General features: G+C 49.6%; 18 protein-coding genes. All 18 read left to right on the top strand.

What is annotated here, in order from left to right; all coding sequences use genetic code 11:
* Window positions 1-110 precede the first annotated feature (110 nt).
* The 18 genes from VN379_RS08210 to atpE all read left to right on the top strand — a co-directional run bounded on the left by VN379_RS08210 (window position 111) and on the right by atpE (window position 14,111).
* Entirely contained in the window at window positions 111-947 is an 837-nt protein-coding gene (locus tag VN379_RS08210; protein ID WP_325532722.1) for a DUF1385 domain-containing protein, read from the top strand.
* Entirely contained in the window at window positions 940-2,007 is a 1,068-nt protein-coding gene (gene prfA / locus VN379_RS08205; protein WP_325532692.1) for a peptide chain release factor 1, read from the top strand. Before VN379_RS08210 ends, prfA begins: the two co-directional genes overlap by 8 nt.
* 1 nt (window position 2,008) lies before the next feature.
* Complete coding sequence (prmC, locus tag VN379_RS08200; protein WP_325532690.1) at window positions 2,009-2,869, top strand: peptide chain release factor N(5)-glutamine methyltransferase; 861 nt, start codon at window positions 2,009-2,011, stop codon at window positions 2,867-2,869.
* An 89-nt stretch (window positions 2,870-2,958) separates the two neighbouring features.
* Window positions 2,959-4,005 carry an L-threonylcarbamoyladenylate synthase gene (locus VN379_RS08195; RefSeq protein WP_325532688.1) on the top strand — a complete coding sequence of 349 codons (1,047 nt, stop codon included), beginning with the start codon at window positions 2,959-2,961 and terminating at the stop codon, window positions 4,003-4,005.
* Window positions 4,006-4,122: 117 nt separating this feature from the next.
* Window positions 4,123-4,719, top strand: a complete 597-nt coding sequence (locus VN379_RS08190) for a manganese efflux pump MntP family protein (RefSeq protein WP_325532686.1) — start codon at window positions 4,123-4,125, stop codon at window positions 4,717-4,719.
* Window positions 4,720-4,778: 59 nt separating this feature from the next.
* On the top strand, window positions 4,779-5,243 hold the full coding sequence (locus VN379_RS08185; RefSeq protein ID WP_325532684.1) for a low molecular weight protein arginine phosphatase: 465 nt from the start codon (window positions 4,779-4,781) through the stop codon (window positions 5,241-5,243).
* A 57-nt stretch (window positions 5,244-5,300) separates the two neighbouring features.
* Entirely contained in the window at window positions 5,301-5,741 is a 441-nt protein-coding gene (rpiB, locus tag VN379_RS08180) for a ribose 5-phosphate isomerase B (RefSeq protein ID WP_325532682.1), read from the top strand.
* A 23-nt stretch (window positions 5,742-5,764) separates the two neighbouring features.
* Window positions 5,765-6,319, top strand: a complete 555-nt coding sequence (locus tag VN379_RS08175; RefSeq protein ID WP_325532680.1) for a TIGR01440 family protein — start codon at window positions 5,765-5,767, stop codon at window positions 6,317-6,319.
* 39 nt (window positions 6,320-6,358) lie between these two features.
* The gene (glyA, locus tag VN379_RS08170; RefSeq protein WP_325532678.1) at window positions 6,359-7,594 is read left to right on the top strand and encodes a serine hydroxymethyltransferase; all 1,236 of its coding nucleotides are present in this window, start codon (window positions 6,359-6,361) and stop codon (window positions 7,592-7,594) included.
* Window positions 7,595-7,638: 44 nt separating this feature from the next.
* Complete coding sequence (upp, locus tag VN379_RS08165; RefSeq protein WP_325532676.1) at window positions 7,639-8,265, top strand: uracil phosphoribosyltransferase; 627 nt, start codon at window positions 7,639-7,641, stop codon at window positions 8,263-8,265.
* Window positions 8,266-8,330: 65 nt separating this feature from the next.
* The gene (locus tag VN379_RS08160) at window positions 8,331-8,792 is read left to right on the top strand and encodes a dCMP deaminase family protein (protein WP_325532674.1); all 462 of its coding nucleotides are present in this window, start codon (window positions 8,331-8,333) and stop codon (window positions 8,790-8,792) included.
* A gap of 253 nt (window positions 8,793-9,045) precedes the next feature.
* A complete protein-coding gene (locus tag VN379_RS08155; protein ID WP_325532672.1) occupies window positions 9,046-9,717 on the top strand; it encodes a nucleotide pyrophosphohydrolase in 672 nt (223 codons plus the stop codon).
* Between the two features lie 172 nt (window positions 9,718-9,889).
* Complete coding sequence (locus tag VN379_RS08150; protein WP_325532670.1) at window positions 9,890-10,939, top strand: MraY family glycosyltransferase; 1,050 nt, start codon at window positions 9,890-9,892, stop codon at window positions 10,937-10,939.
* Window positions 10,940-11,062: 123 nt separating this feature from the next.
* Window positions 11,063-12,226 carry a non-hydrolyzing UDP-N-acetylglucosamine 2-epimerase gene (gene wecB, locus VN379_RS08145; RefSeq protein ID WP_325532668.1) on the top strand — a complete coding sequence of 388 codons (1,164 nt, stop codon included), beginning with the start codon at window positions 11,063-11,065 and terminating at the stop codon, window positions 12,224-12,226.
* A 196-nt stretch (window positions 12,227-12,422) separates the two neighbouring features.
* Window positions 12,423-12,629, top strand: coding sequence for an AtpZ/AtpI family protein (locus VN379_RS08140; RefSeq protein ID WP_325532666.1), 207 nt, complete (start codon window positions 12,423-12,425; stop codon window positions 12,627-12,629).
* A 47-nt stretch (window positions 12,630-12,676) separates the two neighbouring features.
* Window positions 12,677-13,108 carry an ATP synthase subunit I gene (locus VN379_RS08135; protein ID WP_325532664.1) on the top strand — a complete coding sequence of 144 codons (432 nt, stop codon included), beginning with the start codon at window positions 12,677-12,679 and terminating at the stop codon, window positions 13,106-13,108.
* Window positions 13,109-13,118: 10 nt separating this feature from the next.
* On the top strand, window positions 13,119-13,802 hold the full coding sequence (gene atpB, locus VN379_RS08130; protein WP_325532662.1) for a F0F1 ATP synthase subunit A: 684 nt from the start codon (window positions 13,119-13,121) through the stop codon (window positions 13,800-13,802).
* Window positions 13,803-13,859: 57 nt separating this feature from the next.
* Window positions 13,860-14,111, top strand: coding sequence for a F0F1 ATP synthase subunit C (gene atpE, locus VN379_RS08125; protein WP_075757102.1), 252 nt, complete (start codon window positions 13,860-13,862; stop codon window positions 14,109-14,111).
* Window positions 14,112-14,131: the final 20 nt, after the last annotated feature.

The following is a 14,131-nucleotide window of genomic DNA, read 5'->3' as shown; positions in this document are numbered from 1 at the left end:
AAAAGGCAGCAGAGCAGGAATGCTCTGCTGTACTTATAAATAAAGGGGGGGCGGGTATCGTGAGTGAGAGAAAGCCTTTTGTCGGCGGCCAGGCCGTTATCGAAGGGGTTATGATGCGCGGGCCGGAATATATCGCCACTGCAGTTCGCGAACCGTCCGGCACCATCACTGTTCAAAAAGAGCGTCTAACCTCGATAACTGACCGTTATCCCATATTGAAAAAACCAATGCTGCGTGGTGTTGTGGCATTAGTTGAATCCCTGGTATACGGTCTTAAAGCGTTATCGTTTTCGGCTCAAGCGGCAGGTGAGGAAGAAGAAGCACTGACAACAAAGGAAATTGCTATGACTATGGTGTTTTCACTGAGTTTGGCGATCTTGTTGTTTGTCGTTATTCCTACCTATGCTGCCAAATATATTCATAGCGCCGTAACAGATTCACGTTTATTAAATACCTTTGAGGGGATTTTGCGACTGGCGATTTTTTTCCTGTATATTCTGGGAATATCTTTAATGAAAGATATTCAGCGGGTATTTCAGTACCATGGCGCTGAGCATAAAACCATTCACACCTATGAGGCCGGAGAGGCATTGACGGTAGAAAATATCAGGAAACACAGCCGCCTGCATCCCCGTTGCGGGACCAACTTTCTACTCATTGTTATGGTAGTAAGTATTGTTATGTTTGCCTTTTTGGGGTGGCCCGATCTGTGGCTGAGGATTTTATCCCGGGTCGTTTTATTGCCGGTAGTGGCAGGTATTGCTTATGAGATTATCCGGTTTGCCGGGCGTAGTCAAGCCCGGTGGGTTGCTTGTGCCATCACCCCGGGGATGTGGTTGCAGCAACTGACCACCCGTGAACCAAGTGACGACCAGATTGAAGTGGCTATTGCGGCCTTAAACGCTGTGCGCCCTGATGAAGACTTAGAGGTGAGGACGAATGCTTAATAAATTTCAGGCAATTGAAGATAAGTTCATGGAATTAGAGGGACGCATCAGCGATCCGGCTGTCATGGCCGATATGGGTGAATGGCAGAAGTTGACCAAAGCCCACAGCAAAATGGTGTCTGTAGTAGAAAAATTCCGTGAATATAAAAAAGCAAGGCAGGCCATGGATGATGCCCGCGAAATGATGAAAGACAAACTGGATGAGGAGTTTCGCGAGCTGGTTGAAGCCGAGTATAATGAGGTTAAGGGCAAAATAGTATCGTTGGAAGAAGAGCTGAGAGTGCTCTTGTTGCCAAAAGACCCCAATGATGATAAAAACGTTATTGTTGAAATCAGGGGCGGTGCCGGTGGGGATGAAGCGGCGCTGTTTGCCGGCGATTTATTTCGTATGTATACCCGCTATGCGGAAACTCAAGGCTGGCGGGTTGAGATGCTTGACGCCAATGCCCCGGATTTGGGCGGCTTTAAGGAAGTTGTTTTTTCCATCGAAGGTGATGGCGCATACTCTAAACTTAAGTATGAAAGTGGCGTGCATCGTGTTCAGCGGGTGCCGACCACTGAGTCCAGCGGGCGTATCCACACCTCAACCGTGACAGTTGCTGTATTGCCTGAAGCCGAGGAGGTTGATATCGACGTCAGCCCGAATGATCTCAGAATTGACACCTACTGCGCTAGTGGCGCAGGCGGCCAGCATGTCAATAAAACCGAATCGGCTGTGCGGATTACTCACTTGCCGACAGGTGTGGTAGTACAGTGCCAGGATGAAAAATCCCAGCTCAAGAACCGTGACAAAGCTATGCGTGTGCTAAGGGCCAAGCTACTGGAACTGGCGCAGGCCGAACATGCGGCAGGGATAGCAGAAAACCGCAAAAGCCAGGTAGGCACAGGCGACCGCAGTGAGCGGATTAGAACCTATAATTTTCCCCAGGGCCGCGTGACTGACCACCGGATCGGCCTGACGCTGCATAAACTGGATTTTGTTTTAAATGGTGATTTGGATGAGCTGATTTCAGCGCTGATAACTACCGGGCAGAGCGAGAAGCTAAAGGACGTAGAGTAAAATGACTGAACAGTGGATAATTAGTTCAATCTTAAATTGGACTAAGCAGTACTTCGGCTCCAAAGGGATTGATAATCCCCGTCTGGATGCAGAGGTACTGCTTTCCCATATCCTGGGCAAGGACCGGCTGTACCTGTATACCAATTTTGATCAGCCCCTGACTGCGGGTGAACTGGCAGCATACCGTGAGACTGTCAAGCGGCGGGCTGTACGTGCGCCGGTAGCTTATATCACCGGCTATAAAGAATTTATGGGCTTGAGCTTTGCGGTTAGTCCGGCAGTACTGATTCCCCGGCCGGATACGGAGATTTTAGTGGAGACAGTACTAGCGCGTCTTGCCACCGGACAAGCACCGAGTATCGCTGATTTGGGGACAGGCAGCGGTGCAATTATTGTCAGCATTCTGACCAAACTAACTACAGCCAGGGGGGTTGCTGTTGATATTTCAGCAGGTGCATTGGCTATAGCTAAGGAGAATGCCGTCAGGCACAGTGTTGATCAGCGGCTTGAGTTGCAGCTGGGCGATCTGTTTGCGCCCCTTTCCGGCAGTAAGTTTGATGCGATACTGTCAAACCCGCCCTATATTCCGGACCGTGATATCGCCGGCTTAAGCGCAGAAGTGCGTCAGGAGCCGCGGCTGGCGCTGGCAGGCGGGGCGGATGGCCTGGATTTTTACCGGCGTATTGTGGCCACAGGGGCGGCCTATTTGAATACCGGCGGTTTTATTGCCGTCGAGGTTGGCATTAATCAGGCCGGGCCGGTGGCCGCACTGGCGAACACCGCCAGCAGACTTAAGGCTGAGGCCATTATCAAAGATTATGGCGGAATCGAACGGGTAGTCGTATTTTCGTTAACACAATGATTCAAGGGTGACTCAACAGAACCGTCCCCCTGAGTCTGACTCACGGGGACGGTTCTGTTGAGTCAGAAAATCGATGGAGATGAGTTTATTTGCGTACTGTATATTATCAGGTTGATCCGGTTAATCCGGACCGGGGTGTACTGGCTGAGGCCGCTCAACTGTTGCGGCAGGGAGGGCTTGTGGCGTTTCCGACTGAGACAGTGTATGGTCTGGGTGCCAACGGTCTTGATGCTCAGGCTGTGGCCGGGATATTTAAGGCTAAGGGGCGGCCGTCCGACAATCCGCTTATTTTACATATTGATACCCCTGATCAGTTAAATAACCTGGCAGCCACTATTCCTGCCAGCGCTCAGGCGCTTATTGATAAGTATTGGCCTGGACCGCTCACTGTGGTGGTACAGCGTCAGCCCCATGTACCAAATGCCGTAACCTGTGGTCTTGACACTGTGGCTGTGCGTCTGCCGGACTCACTGATTGCCAGGGAGCTTATCCGGTTAGCCGGGGTTCCGGTGGCTGCACCCAGCGCCAATACCTCAGGCCGGCCAAGCCCGACAACAGCCAGCGATGTAGAGAGTGACCTTGCCGGTAAGATTGACGCCATTATCGATGCCGGGCCATGTGCCATCGGGGTGGAGTCAACTGTTGTTGACTGTACCACGCCGGTACCGACCCTGTTGCGTCCAGGCGGCATTACCTATGAGATGCTGCTTGCGGTGTTAGGGGAAATAGAGGTAGATCCGGCACTGGCCGGCACCCTTACCGCTCCGCGGTCGCCAGGCATGAAATATACCCATTATGCACCAGTGGCACCCATGTTTTTGATAGAAGCCGGACAGCAAAGCCCTGCATTGCTTTTACAGCGTGAAATCAGCAAAGCCCTGGCGGCAGGTAAAGCTGTGGGGGCAATAGTATCTGCCGAGATTGCAAATACGTTGCCGCCGCAGGTAATAACCGCTGTTTACGGACCACAGGAACAGACCGGGGTTATTGCGGCAAACCTGTATACAGCGCTGCGTAGTTTTGATAATCAGGCGGTTGATGTTATTTATGCGGAAGGTATCGCTGAACAAGGACTGGGGCTGGCTGTAATGAATCGGCTGCGCAAGGCCTCAGGCTACCGGATTATCCGCGAATAGTACAAGGTATGCTTACATATTGCCCCCTGCCGGCACATATATATTACCAGGCCATTGATAAGGCTCCAGCCAGATTGTTGGGACTTTAAACGGCCTTAGGTAAAGGGGTGGAATTTTATGAGCATGTTCGAATTATTCATCTTAAGCGCAGCCTTGGGAACTGACCTATTTTCAGTGGCAGTGCCGATTGGCATGAATAAAGTGCGGCGGCTGGTTATTGTCCAGTCGGCCATTGTTTTTGCTTTATTTCATATTATTATGATTCTGGCCGGCTACCATATCGGTCACTGGCTGGGTACTGTTGTTGAACATGTCGGCGCCTATCACATTGACTGGCCGGCAGCCAATGTACAAAACTTTGCCACAATTATTGGCGCGCTGGTACTGGCCGGGCTGGGCGCAAACATGATTAAAGAAAATATCAGCGGCCCGGAAGACACCTCACCCGGAAACCCGTTGCGCGGCGGGGCACTCCTGATGCTGGCGGCCAGTGTCAGTATTGACGCGCTGGCAGCCGGTTTTAGCCTGGGGATGATCGATGTTGATTTGCTGCGGTTGAGCGTCATCCTGGGCGCCGTTATCTTTGTTATAGCCCTGATGGGACTGGGCCTTGGCCGTAAGCTGGGACGCTATATCGGCGAACGGGCTGAAATGATTGGCGGCATTGTTTTGGTTTTGCTGGGAATACATATTTTATGGACGACAATTTATTAGCAGGTTTACAGGGTATGAGATAGTTTTTCCGGACACAAAATATGAGGGGTTGATCCTGGATGTTCAAGATCGTACTTGTTTGCACAGGAAATACGTGCCGCAGCCCGATGGCGGCCGCACTGCTTACCGATTTGGCGGCCAAAGCCGGGCTTGCCGGTACAATACTTGTCGATTCGGCCGGGATTGCCGCCGGGCGTCAGCCAGCTTCGGCTGCGGCTCAGTCTGTAATGCGTCAGGCCGGGTTAAATTTGGACAGGCATTATTCTGAGCAACTGTCACTTGCTCAGCTGCAGAGTGCTGATCTGATACTGACAATGACTCAAGCGCATAAACGTGCGGTAGCCGGGATGGCACCAGGCATGACAGACAAAATATATACACTGGCTGAACTGGCCGGACAAGCCGGGGACGTAGCTGATCCGTATGGCGGCAGTGAAACTGAGTACCGTAACTGTGCCCGGCAAATCCAGCAATTGCTGCTGGCGGCATGGGGAAAAATTGTCACTTTGGCAGGAAAAAAGTAATTAGCGTTGAAAAGGTGAAAAAGATACGCAAATTTATGGCATAGGAAGTGTTACTCAATGAAGGTAGCCATTGGCAGCGACCACGGCGGTTTTCGCCTCAAAGAAGAGATTAAGGCTCTGTTCACCGAAATGAAGGTAGACAGCCACGATTTTGGTACATATACGCCAGACTCAGTTGACTACCCTGATATTGCCTGCCAGGTAGCGGGGGCGGTGGCAAATGGCGAATATGACCGGGGTATCATTGTTTGCGGTACTGGCATTGGCGTAAATATTGCCGCTAACAAGGTTAAGGGAATAAGAGCCGCGCTCTGCCATGATGTCTTTTCCGCACAAATGTCGCGCGAGCATAATGATGCCAATATCTTAACACTGGGCGAACGGGTGATTGGTGCTGGATTGGCCAGGATGATTGTTGAGGTGTGGCTTAAGGCAGAATTTGCCGGGGGGCGTCACGCCTGCCGGGTAGAAAAAATTATGGAGCTGGAAAAAGCGTAGAGCGCAAATGAGGTGGATAACTCATGGACACAGACTTGGCAACAATTGGCCGGCAGACAATGCAGGCGGCAGAAGAACTGCTAAAGACGGCTGCACTGCAGCCAGGACAAATCCTGGTGGTAGGGTGCAGTACCAGTGAGGTGCAGGGGGCCCGGATTGGCTCCTATGGTTCAGATGTGGTGGCTGCCCGGATTTTAGCGAGTTTGCAAAAGGTTTGTTCCTGGTATCAGGTAGCTTTGGCCATCCAGTGTTGTGAGCACCTCAACCGGGCACTTGTTGTAGAACAGGCTGTAGCTGATCAATATCAGCTTGAGCAGGTCACCGTCGTTCCGGTTGTTAAGGCCGGCGGGGCTCTGGCTGCCGGTGCCATGCGCGAGTTCGCCAATCCCGCGGTAGTTGAAGCAATTACGGCTCATGCCGGTCTTGATATTGGCAGTACACTCATTGGAATGCATATAAAGAAAGTGGCTATTCCGGTGCGGTTGACGCAAAAATATATTGGACAGGCTTATTTGACAGCCGCGCGCACTAGGCCTAAATTAATTGGCGGGGCGCGTGCCGTTTATGAGATGTGTTAATTAAAATGCAATTTTTCGTACTTAGGGGAGGAATTATTTATGACAATACTTGCAGGAGTGGACCCGGAAGTAGCAGGGGCTATTGACCTTGAACGTAAACGCCAGCAAAACAAGCTGGAGCTAATTGCATCTGAGAATTTTGTCAGCAAGGCTGTAATGGAAGCCCAGGGATCTGTACTTACTAATAAGTATGCCGAAGGTTATCCCGGGCACCGTTATTATGGCGGTTGTGAATATGTCGACATTGTTGAGCAATTGGCTATTGACCGTGCTAAAGAACTGTTTGGTGCTGAGCATGTCAATGTGCAGGCACATTCGGGGGCTCAGGCTAATACGGCTGTATACTTTGCATTTCTGCGGCCTGGCGATACCATCCTGGGTATGAATCTGGCTCATGGCGGTCATCTGACCCATGGCAGCCCTGTTAATATCTCCGGACAATATTTCAAAATTGTTGCCTATGGCGTTGACAGCGTTACCCATCGCATTGACTATGATCAGGTGGCTGAGCTGGCTATGACGCATAAGCCCAAAATGCTGGTGGCCGGCGCCAGTGCATATTCCCGCATAATTGATTTTGAACGTCTGGGACAAATTGCCCGCGACGCCGGTGCTATGTTTATGGTTGATATGGCGCATATTGCCGGCTTGGTGGCAGCAGGCTTTCATCCCAGCCCTGTGCCTCATGCCGACATTGTTACCACAACGACCCATAAGACCCTGCGCGGTCCTCGTGGCGGCATGATCATGTGCCGCGCCCAGTATGCCAAGGCTATTGATAAGGCGATATTCCCTGGTATCCAGGGCGGCCCGCTCATGCATGTTATTGCCGCTAAGGCGGTGTCCTTTAAAGAAGCGCTCAGTGAAGAATTCCGCCGTTATCAGGGGCAAATCATTAAAAATGCGCAGGCCCTGGCTGAACGCCTTAAACAAAACGGCTTTACCCTCGTGTCAGGTGGCACTGATAATCATTTGATGCTTGTTGACCTGCGGGCACAGAACATTACCGGCAAGCAGGCAGAACATCTCCTCGATGAAGTGGGGGTTACTGTCAATAAAAATGCAATTCCGAACGATCCGGCCAGCCCGATGGTTACAAGTGGCGTCCGTATCGGCGTTCCTGCCGTCACTTCCCGGGGAATGGCCGAACAGGACATGGTGATTATCGGTGATATCATCTCCATGACGCTGACCAAGCCTGAAGATAGCGAAACTCAGGCTAAAGCCCGCTCCCTGGTGGCCGAACTGTGCCGCAAATACCCGTTATATGCATAAACAACCCGGGCGGGTGCCTGATGGGAAATAAGGAGATGACCAATATGCAAGTAAAAATAATCGATCATCCATTGATTCAGCATAAATTATCATTGATCCGCGATGTTAAAACAGGTACCAAAGAATTTCGCGAGCTGTTAGAAGAAGTGTCTATGCTTATGGCCTTCGAACTGACCCGGAACATGCCACTGGAGGAAACCCAGGTCGAAACGCCGCTGACTACCTGCACCTGCAAGGTGCTGTCAGGCAAGAAAATTGCTGTGATCCCCATTCTGCGAGCCGGATTGGGGATGGTAAACGGCATAGTAAAACTTATTCCCGCTGCCAAGGTGGGACATATTGGCGTATATCGCGACCATGATACCCTGAAACCTGTTGAATATTATTGCAAGCTGCCCACCGATGTGGCTGAACGTGAACTCATTGTCATTGACCCGATGCTGGCAACAGGCGGTTCATCGGTTGCGGCAATTGATATGTTGAAAGCCAAAGGCGCTAAAAACATTAAGCTGATGTGCCTGGTCGCTGCGCCTGAAGGCGTAAAGCTGGTTAACGACCACCACCCTGATGTTGAGGTGTATGTTGCGGCTGTTGACAGTCATCTCAATGAACATGGGTATATTGTGCCTGGCTTAGGCGATGCCGGTGACCGTATTTTTGGAACAAAGTAAACAGGCATTTTGTACCTGGGCCATGAATACACTGTTATACACCGTTGGCCAAGGGGGTAGAGAATATGAATGAGAAGACAGAACTTGTCCGTCCCACCTGGGATGAATATTTTATGGATATAACCAGAGTGGTTGCTACCAGGTCAACCTGTTTGCGCCGTCAGATAGGCGCGGTTATTGTCAAAGACCAGCGGCTGCTGTCAAGTGGTTATAACGGCGCGCCCTGTGGTTTAGCCCACTGTGGGGAAACCGGCTGTGTCCGTGCTGTCAATCAGGTTCCGTCCGGTGAACGGCAGGAACTGTGCCGGGGACTTCATGCCGAACAAAGTGCTGTCGTCCAGGCCGCCATGTATGGGGTACCTATTCATGGTGCTACCATTTATTCCACCCACCAGCCGTGCTCAGCCTGTACTAAGATTATCATAAATGCCGGTATCAAGCGGGTTGTTTATCAGTACAGCTATCCTGACAAACTGGCTGAACAGCTAATTGCCGAGGCCGGCATAGAATACGTATGTTTTGGTTAACTATATATTTCGCAGTAAAGAAGTTTGCCGGCGCAGGCGGGTGGTGCATACCGCCTGCAAAACTTTAACGCGTTGTATATAGTAACCTGCTGCTGCCTGGCACTACCGGGCAGCTTTTCTTTTTAACCGGAAAATCCAGTGAGAAGGAAGGATTTCAGCAATTTTTGGCGAAATTTTGATTTATAATCTGAGGCTGGTTTAGTGTCCGGGTTTTCTGGGATGCATAAACCGGCCTTTCTATAGGAGAATATGCATGGTAGAAGCGATTTACTTACCGAAACTGGAGTCTTTGACTCCGACACTTGATTCAACCCTCTTAAAGGCTATGGAAGAGGCTGGCGAACTGGCCCGGGCTGTGCTCAAATTTATGCCATGGGAAAAACTGACTCCGGATGAATTGAGTGCGCGGCCTGAAGCAGTGGCCCTGCTTGCTGATGTTAAAGAAGAGCTTTTAGATGTCGCCCAGACCTGCGTGACAATGATCTTTGTTATGGAAGACTCGTTCAGTATTGATGCCGATAGCCTGATTGGTGAGCATCTGGACAAACTGTTTGAAAAAGGGTACGTGTATGACGACAAGCAGAGTTACCGCATTGCCACGATAAAAAATCTGCATGGCGGCAACTATAAATGCATCAGCCTGCCGCATCTGCATATTGATGATGTTACCCTGCTGACAACTGTCTGCAAGATCCAGGAAGAACTCGGTGAACTGACCCAGTTTCTTGGCAAGTATGCCGGTGCGTCAGGGGAACAAGCCAGTCTCAGCATTAATGAGGTGAACCGAGGGGCTGCCCTTGAGCTTTTTGATGTTGCCCAGTGCTGCTTTACAATGATGTATATCCTGGCTGAACGGCATGCTGTAAACATACCTGCACTTGTTGCCACACACGTGGACAAGTTGCGCCGTAAAGGCTACTGCTAAGAAAATGGTATAAAGGCGCGTTAAATCGAGGTATACTGCATATATATGGCGCATATAGTTATTGGTAATGAAAATAATACCGCTAGAGGACGATTTGGCGACTAGGGGCCGATTGACAACTTTTACACACATGAGGTACAATGGGTGTTGCGTAGAAAAGAGGTGTTAGCATATGCAAACATATGTGGTGGCTTTTACTGTTGCTCTGGCAGCAGCTTACTTTATCACCCCCCATGTTAAGGATCTGGCCATTAAAGCAGGGGCGCTTGATGCTCCTGACGCCCGTAAAGTGCATACCATTCCAATCCCCCGTATGGGCGGACTGGCGATATATTTTGGTTTTGTGTTGGCCGTGCTGTCCAGCATGCGCATCAATCATGAAATCTGGGGGCTGCTATTAGGCGGCACTGTTATTTTGGCAGTTGGTATTATTGATGATTTAAAGCAATTACCGGCAAAAGTTAAACTGTTAGGTCAGATTGTGGCTGCCGCTGTACTCATTATGTTTGATATCCGCATCGAATGGCTGACAAATCCATTTGGTGACATGATTTATGTTAATTATTTATCCATTCCGCTCACTATTATGTGGGTCGTCAGCCTGACTAACACTGTCAATCTGATTGACGGTCTTGACGGACTGGCTGCCGGGGTTTCGACAATTGCGTCGGTGACTATTCTCTTAGTGGCGCTGGAACAGAACCTTTGGACAGTAGCGATTTTGACTGCCGCACTGGCTGGCAGTGCGCTGGGCTTTTTACAGCACAACTTTAATCCCGCTAAAATCTTCATGGGTGATACCGGGAGTATGTTCCTAGGCTATATGCTGGCTGCGGTCTCGATACTGGGGACAGTAAAAAGCGCAGCTACCATCGCGCTGGTGGTGCCAATTGTGGCACTGGGGCTGCCAATTATGGATACCGCGTTTGCCATTATCCGCCGCTATATGAGCGGGCGTCCGATTTTTAAGCCGGACAAGGGCCATTTTCACCATCGCCTGCTAGCAATGGGCTTAAGCCAAAAACAGGCTGTATTGCTGATGTATGTGATCAGTGGTTGTTTAGGCGTAAGTGCCATCGCCCTGACTGAAGTAAGCAAAGTGTATGCCGCGTTGATTTTGCTGTCAATCATTACAGTTGCCATTTTGGGGGCCAAGAAGATTGGTGTGCTAAAAAACAATGAGGGTGTGCTTAAAAGCACCGACTCAGTGAAAAGCCATTAGGCCTGAGTCGCGTTCATAACGCAATTTCGCAAGGTTATAGGGCGGGCAATCTTTGCCCGCCCTATGCTATACTACGGCATAAGTGAATTTTTCCACTTGATGCCAACCGAGAGGAGAATCTTTATGTCGCGCATTAAAGTGATGACTGTCTTTGGTACACGGCCGGAGGCGATAAAAATGGCGCCTGTTGTGTTGGAATTATCGAAATACCCTGAGTATATAACCCCGGTGGTGGCAGTTACTGCCCAGCATCGCGAGATGCTTGACCAGGTGCTGAATCTGTTTAAGATTAGGCCTGACTATGATCTGGATATTATGAGTAAGGGGCAGACCCTGTTTGATATAACCTGCCGGGCCATGCATGGGCTTAATCAGGTACTTGTTGTCGAGAAACCTGATATTGTGCTTGTTCACGGTGATACCACTACTACCTTTGCCGGAGCGCTGGCGGCCTTCTATCACCAGACAACAGTCGGTCATGTTGAGGCCGGTCTTCGTACAGGCAATAAGCAGTCACCCTTCCCGGAGGAGATGAACCGCAAGCTGACAGGTTCACTGGCAGATATCCATTTTGCGCCAACAATTACGGCCAGGCAAAACCTGCTGCAGGAAAATGTCTGTCCGGAGGCAGTCACTGTTACCGGCAATACGGTCATTGATGCCCTGAAGGCAACTGTTGATGCGGATTACCGGTTTACTGACCAACTGCTCCAGGATATTGATTACGCCAACCGCAAGGTTATACTGGTAACAACCCACCGGCGGGAAAATTTAGGCGAGCCAATGCGCCATGTATATCAGGCGCTGAAAGATATTGTTATTGCTCATTCTGATGTGGAGATTGTTTTTCCGGTACATAAGAATCCACTTGTCCGTCAGGTTGTTCAGGAGGAACTGGGCGAACTTGACCGGGTTCATCTGATTGACCCACTAGACTACCAGCCCTTTGCCAATCTGATTGCCAGGTCTTATCTGGTGCTTACTGATTCAGGCGGTATTCAGGAAGAAGCGCCAGCCCTCGGCAAGCCGGTATTGGTTTTAAGAGACACTACTGAACGCCCTGAGGCGGTTTCAGCAGGTACTGTCAAACTGATCGGCACAGACCGGGACCGTGTATATGCAGAAACCCGGGGGCTGATTGTTAACTGCAATGAGTATCAGCAGATGGCCAATGCTGTTAACCCCTATGGCGATGGCCAGGCCTCCAGGCGCATTGTCAAAGCGATTTTACACAAGTATGGTGTAGTGGACAGCCGCCCTGATGAGTTTACTTTTAGTAATATTTAGCTCAGAAATATGCAAATTTTGCTATATATATGTTAAAAATTTATGGTTTCCTGTATTTCTATGCAGGAGTTTTGCCCGTTGAAAGAGAATAGCCAGAGTGGATACCGGCCTTTTTTGGTATTTTCGCCAGAAATAATAGCTCCATGTTTTGATGGTTATAATAGCTCTAAGATGCCTGACTTTAAGAGGTGAAGAGATGGCTGGCAAAAATAATGAGCTATGGTCAGCCTTTAGTCTTGCTGGATCTATCGGGCTTAATATGGCGGCAGCTGTCGCTGTCGGACTCTTTCTAGGCCGCTCCGCCGACAGTCTTTTAGGCTCATCTCCCTGGTTTACTGTAGGCGGTATTGTGCTGGGTATGGCTGCGGGGTTATGGGGCACCTATAAAAAGATTGTTAAGTGAGACTGTTCATAAGCAGCTGTCTGTTTGTCAACAGCTTAGGAGGACAAGTGTTTAAAACCGGTTTTGCTGACGATTTCGCTGTGCAGATGCGGCGAACACTGGTACATCTGGGAGCCTGGGGTTTTTTTATAACCCTTGGTGCTTTTATGTCAAATAAAGTATTCATTATACCTGGTTTATTGACAGGCTGGTCGGGGAGTGTAATCTACTTTCTCCTGATGTGCCGCCGGGTAAAGCAAAGTGCCGAACTGCCGCCTGAGAAGGCAATCGCCTCAATGCGCGCCGGCTGGCTCATCCGGTTCAGTTTTACAATTTCTATGCTGGTTTTGTCAATATATGTGCCTGGTATTGATTTTTGGGCGGCAGTAGTGGGATTATTCTCACTTCACATAGTATTAATGATTAATGCCGTAATTACCGTGATTTCAGGACTTTTAGCAAATGTAGGCAAGTCCAATCTTAAATCAGGAAGGGAGTGAAAGCGAAAGTATGGGACATGGTGGAGGAGGCCATGAGATTGGCGGACATAAGCTGGCACATTTTGCCGGTCTTACCTTTAATCTCGACACCTTATACATGACATGGCTGGCCATGGGCATTGTCATAATCCTGGCAGTGATTGCTACCCGCCGGTTGGAGATTGTTCCACGGGGCTGGCAAAATTTCCTGGAAATGATTATTACCGCCCTGCTGGAACAGATTGACAACACCATGGGGCCAAAGGGGAGAAAGCTGGCGCCGTTGATTATTACCCTGTTTTTATTTCTGGTTGTTGGCAATGAACAGGGCCTGGTGCCGGGATTTACCTCGCCAACCAATGACATTAACACAACACTGGGTCTAGCGTTGATGGTTGTTATCCTTGTACATATTCTTGGTGTTATGAATCGGGGGCCGGGTAGGTATTTCAAACATTTTTTTGAACCCTATATCCCCTTTGTCATTATCAACATAATCGAAGAACTGGCCAAACCGATTACCTTATCTTTCCGTCTATTTGGTAATATTCTGGCCGGTGAGATCCTGCTCATTGTCCTGGGCATGCTGGTGCCGTATGTTATACCTACGGCATGGTTGGCCTTCAGTGTGTTTGTCGGCATTGTTCAGGCATTTATTTTTACCATGCTGTCCATGTCGTACCTGTCAAATTCATTGCAAGACGAGCACCACTAACCTTTAGATAAAATTGAATGCTCATAATTGCACAAAAGAAAAAAGGAGGAGTTTTTTGTGGAACAAGCTATTATTATTGCAGCCTCTGCTATTGGAGCGGGTTTGGCTATTGGACTGGCCGCCATTGGCGCCGGTATCGGTGACGGTGCGGTTACCGCTAAGGCAATTGAGGGGATGGCCAGACAACCGGAAGCAAAAGGAACTATTCTTGTAAACATGCTGATTTCAGTAGGTTTGATTGAATCTATTCCTATTATTGCAGCGGTTATTGCTATCGTACTTGTATTTGCCAATCCGTTTATTAAGTAATCAAAGCGTTATCGGGCGAC

It is taken from the genome of Sporomusa sp. (assembly GCF_035561255.1).
GTDB lineage: Bacteria > Bacillota > Negativicutes > Sporomusales > Sporomusaceae > Sporomusa.
This window is presented reverse-complemented; position numbering and strand designations above follow the sequence as displayed.

Excerpts from the sequence above, each read along its gene's own strand:
- prfA (WP_325532692.1), top strand. The coding sequence starts at position 940 with ATGCTTAATAAATTTCAGGCAATTGAAGATAAGTTCATGGAATTAGAG.
- VN379_RS08155 (WP_325532672.1), top strand. The coding sequence starts at position 9,046 with ATGGTAGAAGCGATTTACTTACCGAAACTGGAGTCTTTGACTCCGACA.
- atpB (WP_325532662.1), top strand. The coding sequence starts at position 13,119 with ATGGGACATGGTGGAGGAGGCCATGAGATTGGCGGACATAAGCTGGCA.
- wecB (WP_325532668.1), top strand. The coding sequence starts at position 11,063 with ATGTCGCGCATTAAAGTGATGACTGTCTTTGGTACACGGCCGGAGGCG.
- rpiB (WP_325532682.1), top strand. The coding sequence starts at position 5,301 with ATGAAGGTAGCCATTGGCAGCGACCACGGCGGTTTTCGCCTCAAAGAA.
- glyA (WP_325532678.1), top strand. The coding sequence starts at position 6,359 with ATGACAATACTTGCAGGAGTGGACCCGGAAGTAGCAGGGGCTATTGAC.
- VN379_RS08140 (WP_325532666.1), top strand. The coding sequence starts at position 12,423 with ATGGCTGGCAAAAATAATGAGCTATGGTCAGCCTTTAGTCTTGCTGGA.
- upp (WP_325532676.1), top strand. The coding sequence starts at position 7,639 with ATGCAAGTAAAAATAATCGATCATCCATTGATTCAGCATAAATTATCA.
- VN379_RS08185 (WP_325532684.1), top strand. The coding sequence starts at position 4,779 with ATGTTCAAGATCGTACTTGTTTGCACAGGAAATACGTGCCGCAGCCCG.
- VN379_RS08210 (WP_325532722.1), top strand. The coding sequence starts at position 111 with ATGATGCGCGGGCCGGAATATATCGCCACTGCAGTTCGCGAACCGTCC.
- VN379_RS08160 (WP_325532674.1), top strand. The coding sequence starts at position 8,331 with ATGAATGAGAAGACAGAACTTGTCCGTCCCACCTGGGATGAATATTTT.
- VN379_RS08175 (WP_325532680.1), top strand. The coding sequence starts at position 5,765 with ATGGACACAGACTTGGCAACAATTGGCCGGCAGACAATGCAGGCGGCA.
- VN379_RS08190 (WP_325532686.1), top strand. The coding sequence starts at position 4,123 with ATGAGCATGTTCGAATTATTCATCTTAAGCGCAGCCTTGGGAACTGAC.
- VN379_RS08150 (WP_325532670.1), top strand. The coding sequence starts at position 9,890 with ATGCAAACATATGTGGTGGCTTTTACTGTTGCTCTGGCAGCAGCTTAC.
- prmC (WP_325532690.1), top strand. The coding sequence starts at position 2,009 with ATGACTGAACAGTGGATAATTAGTTCAATCTTAAATTGGACTAAGCAG.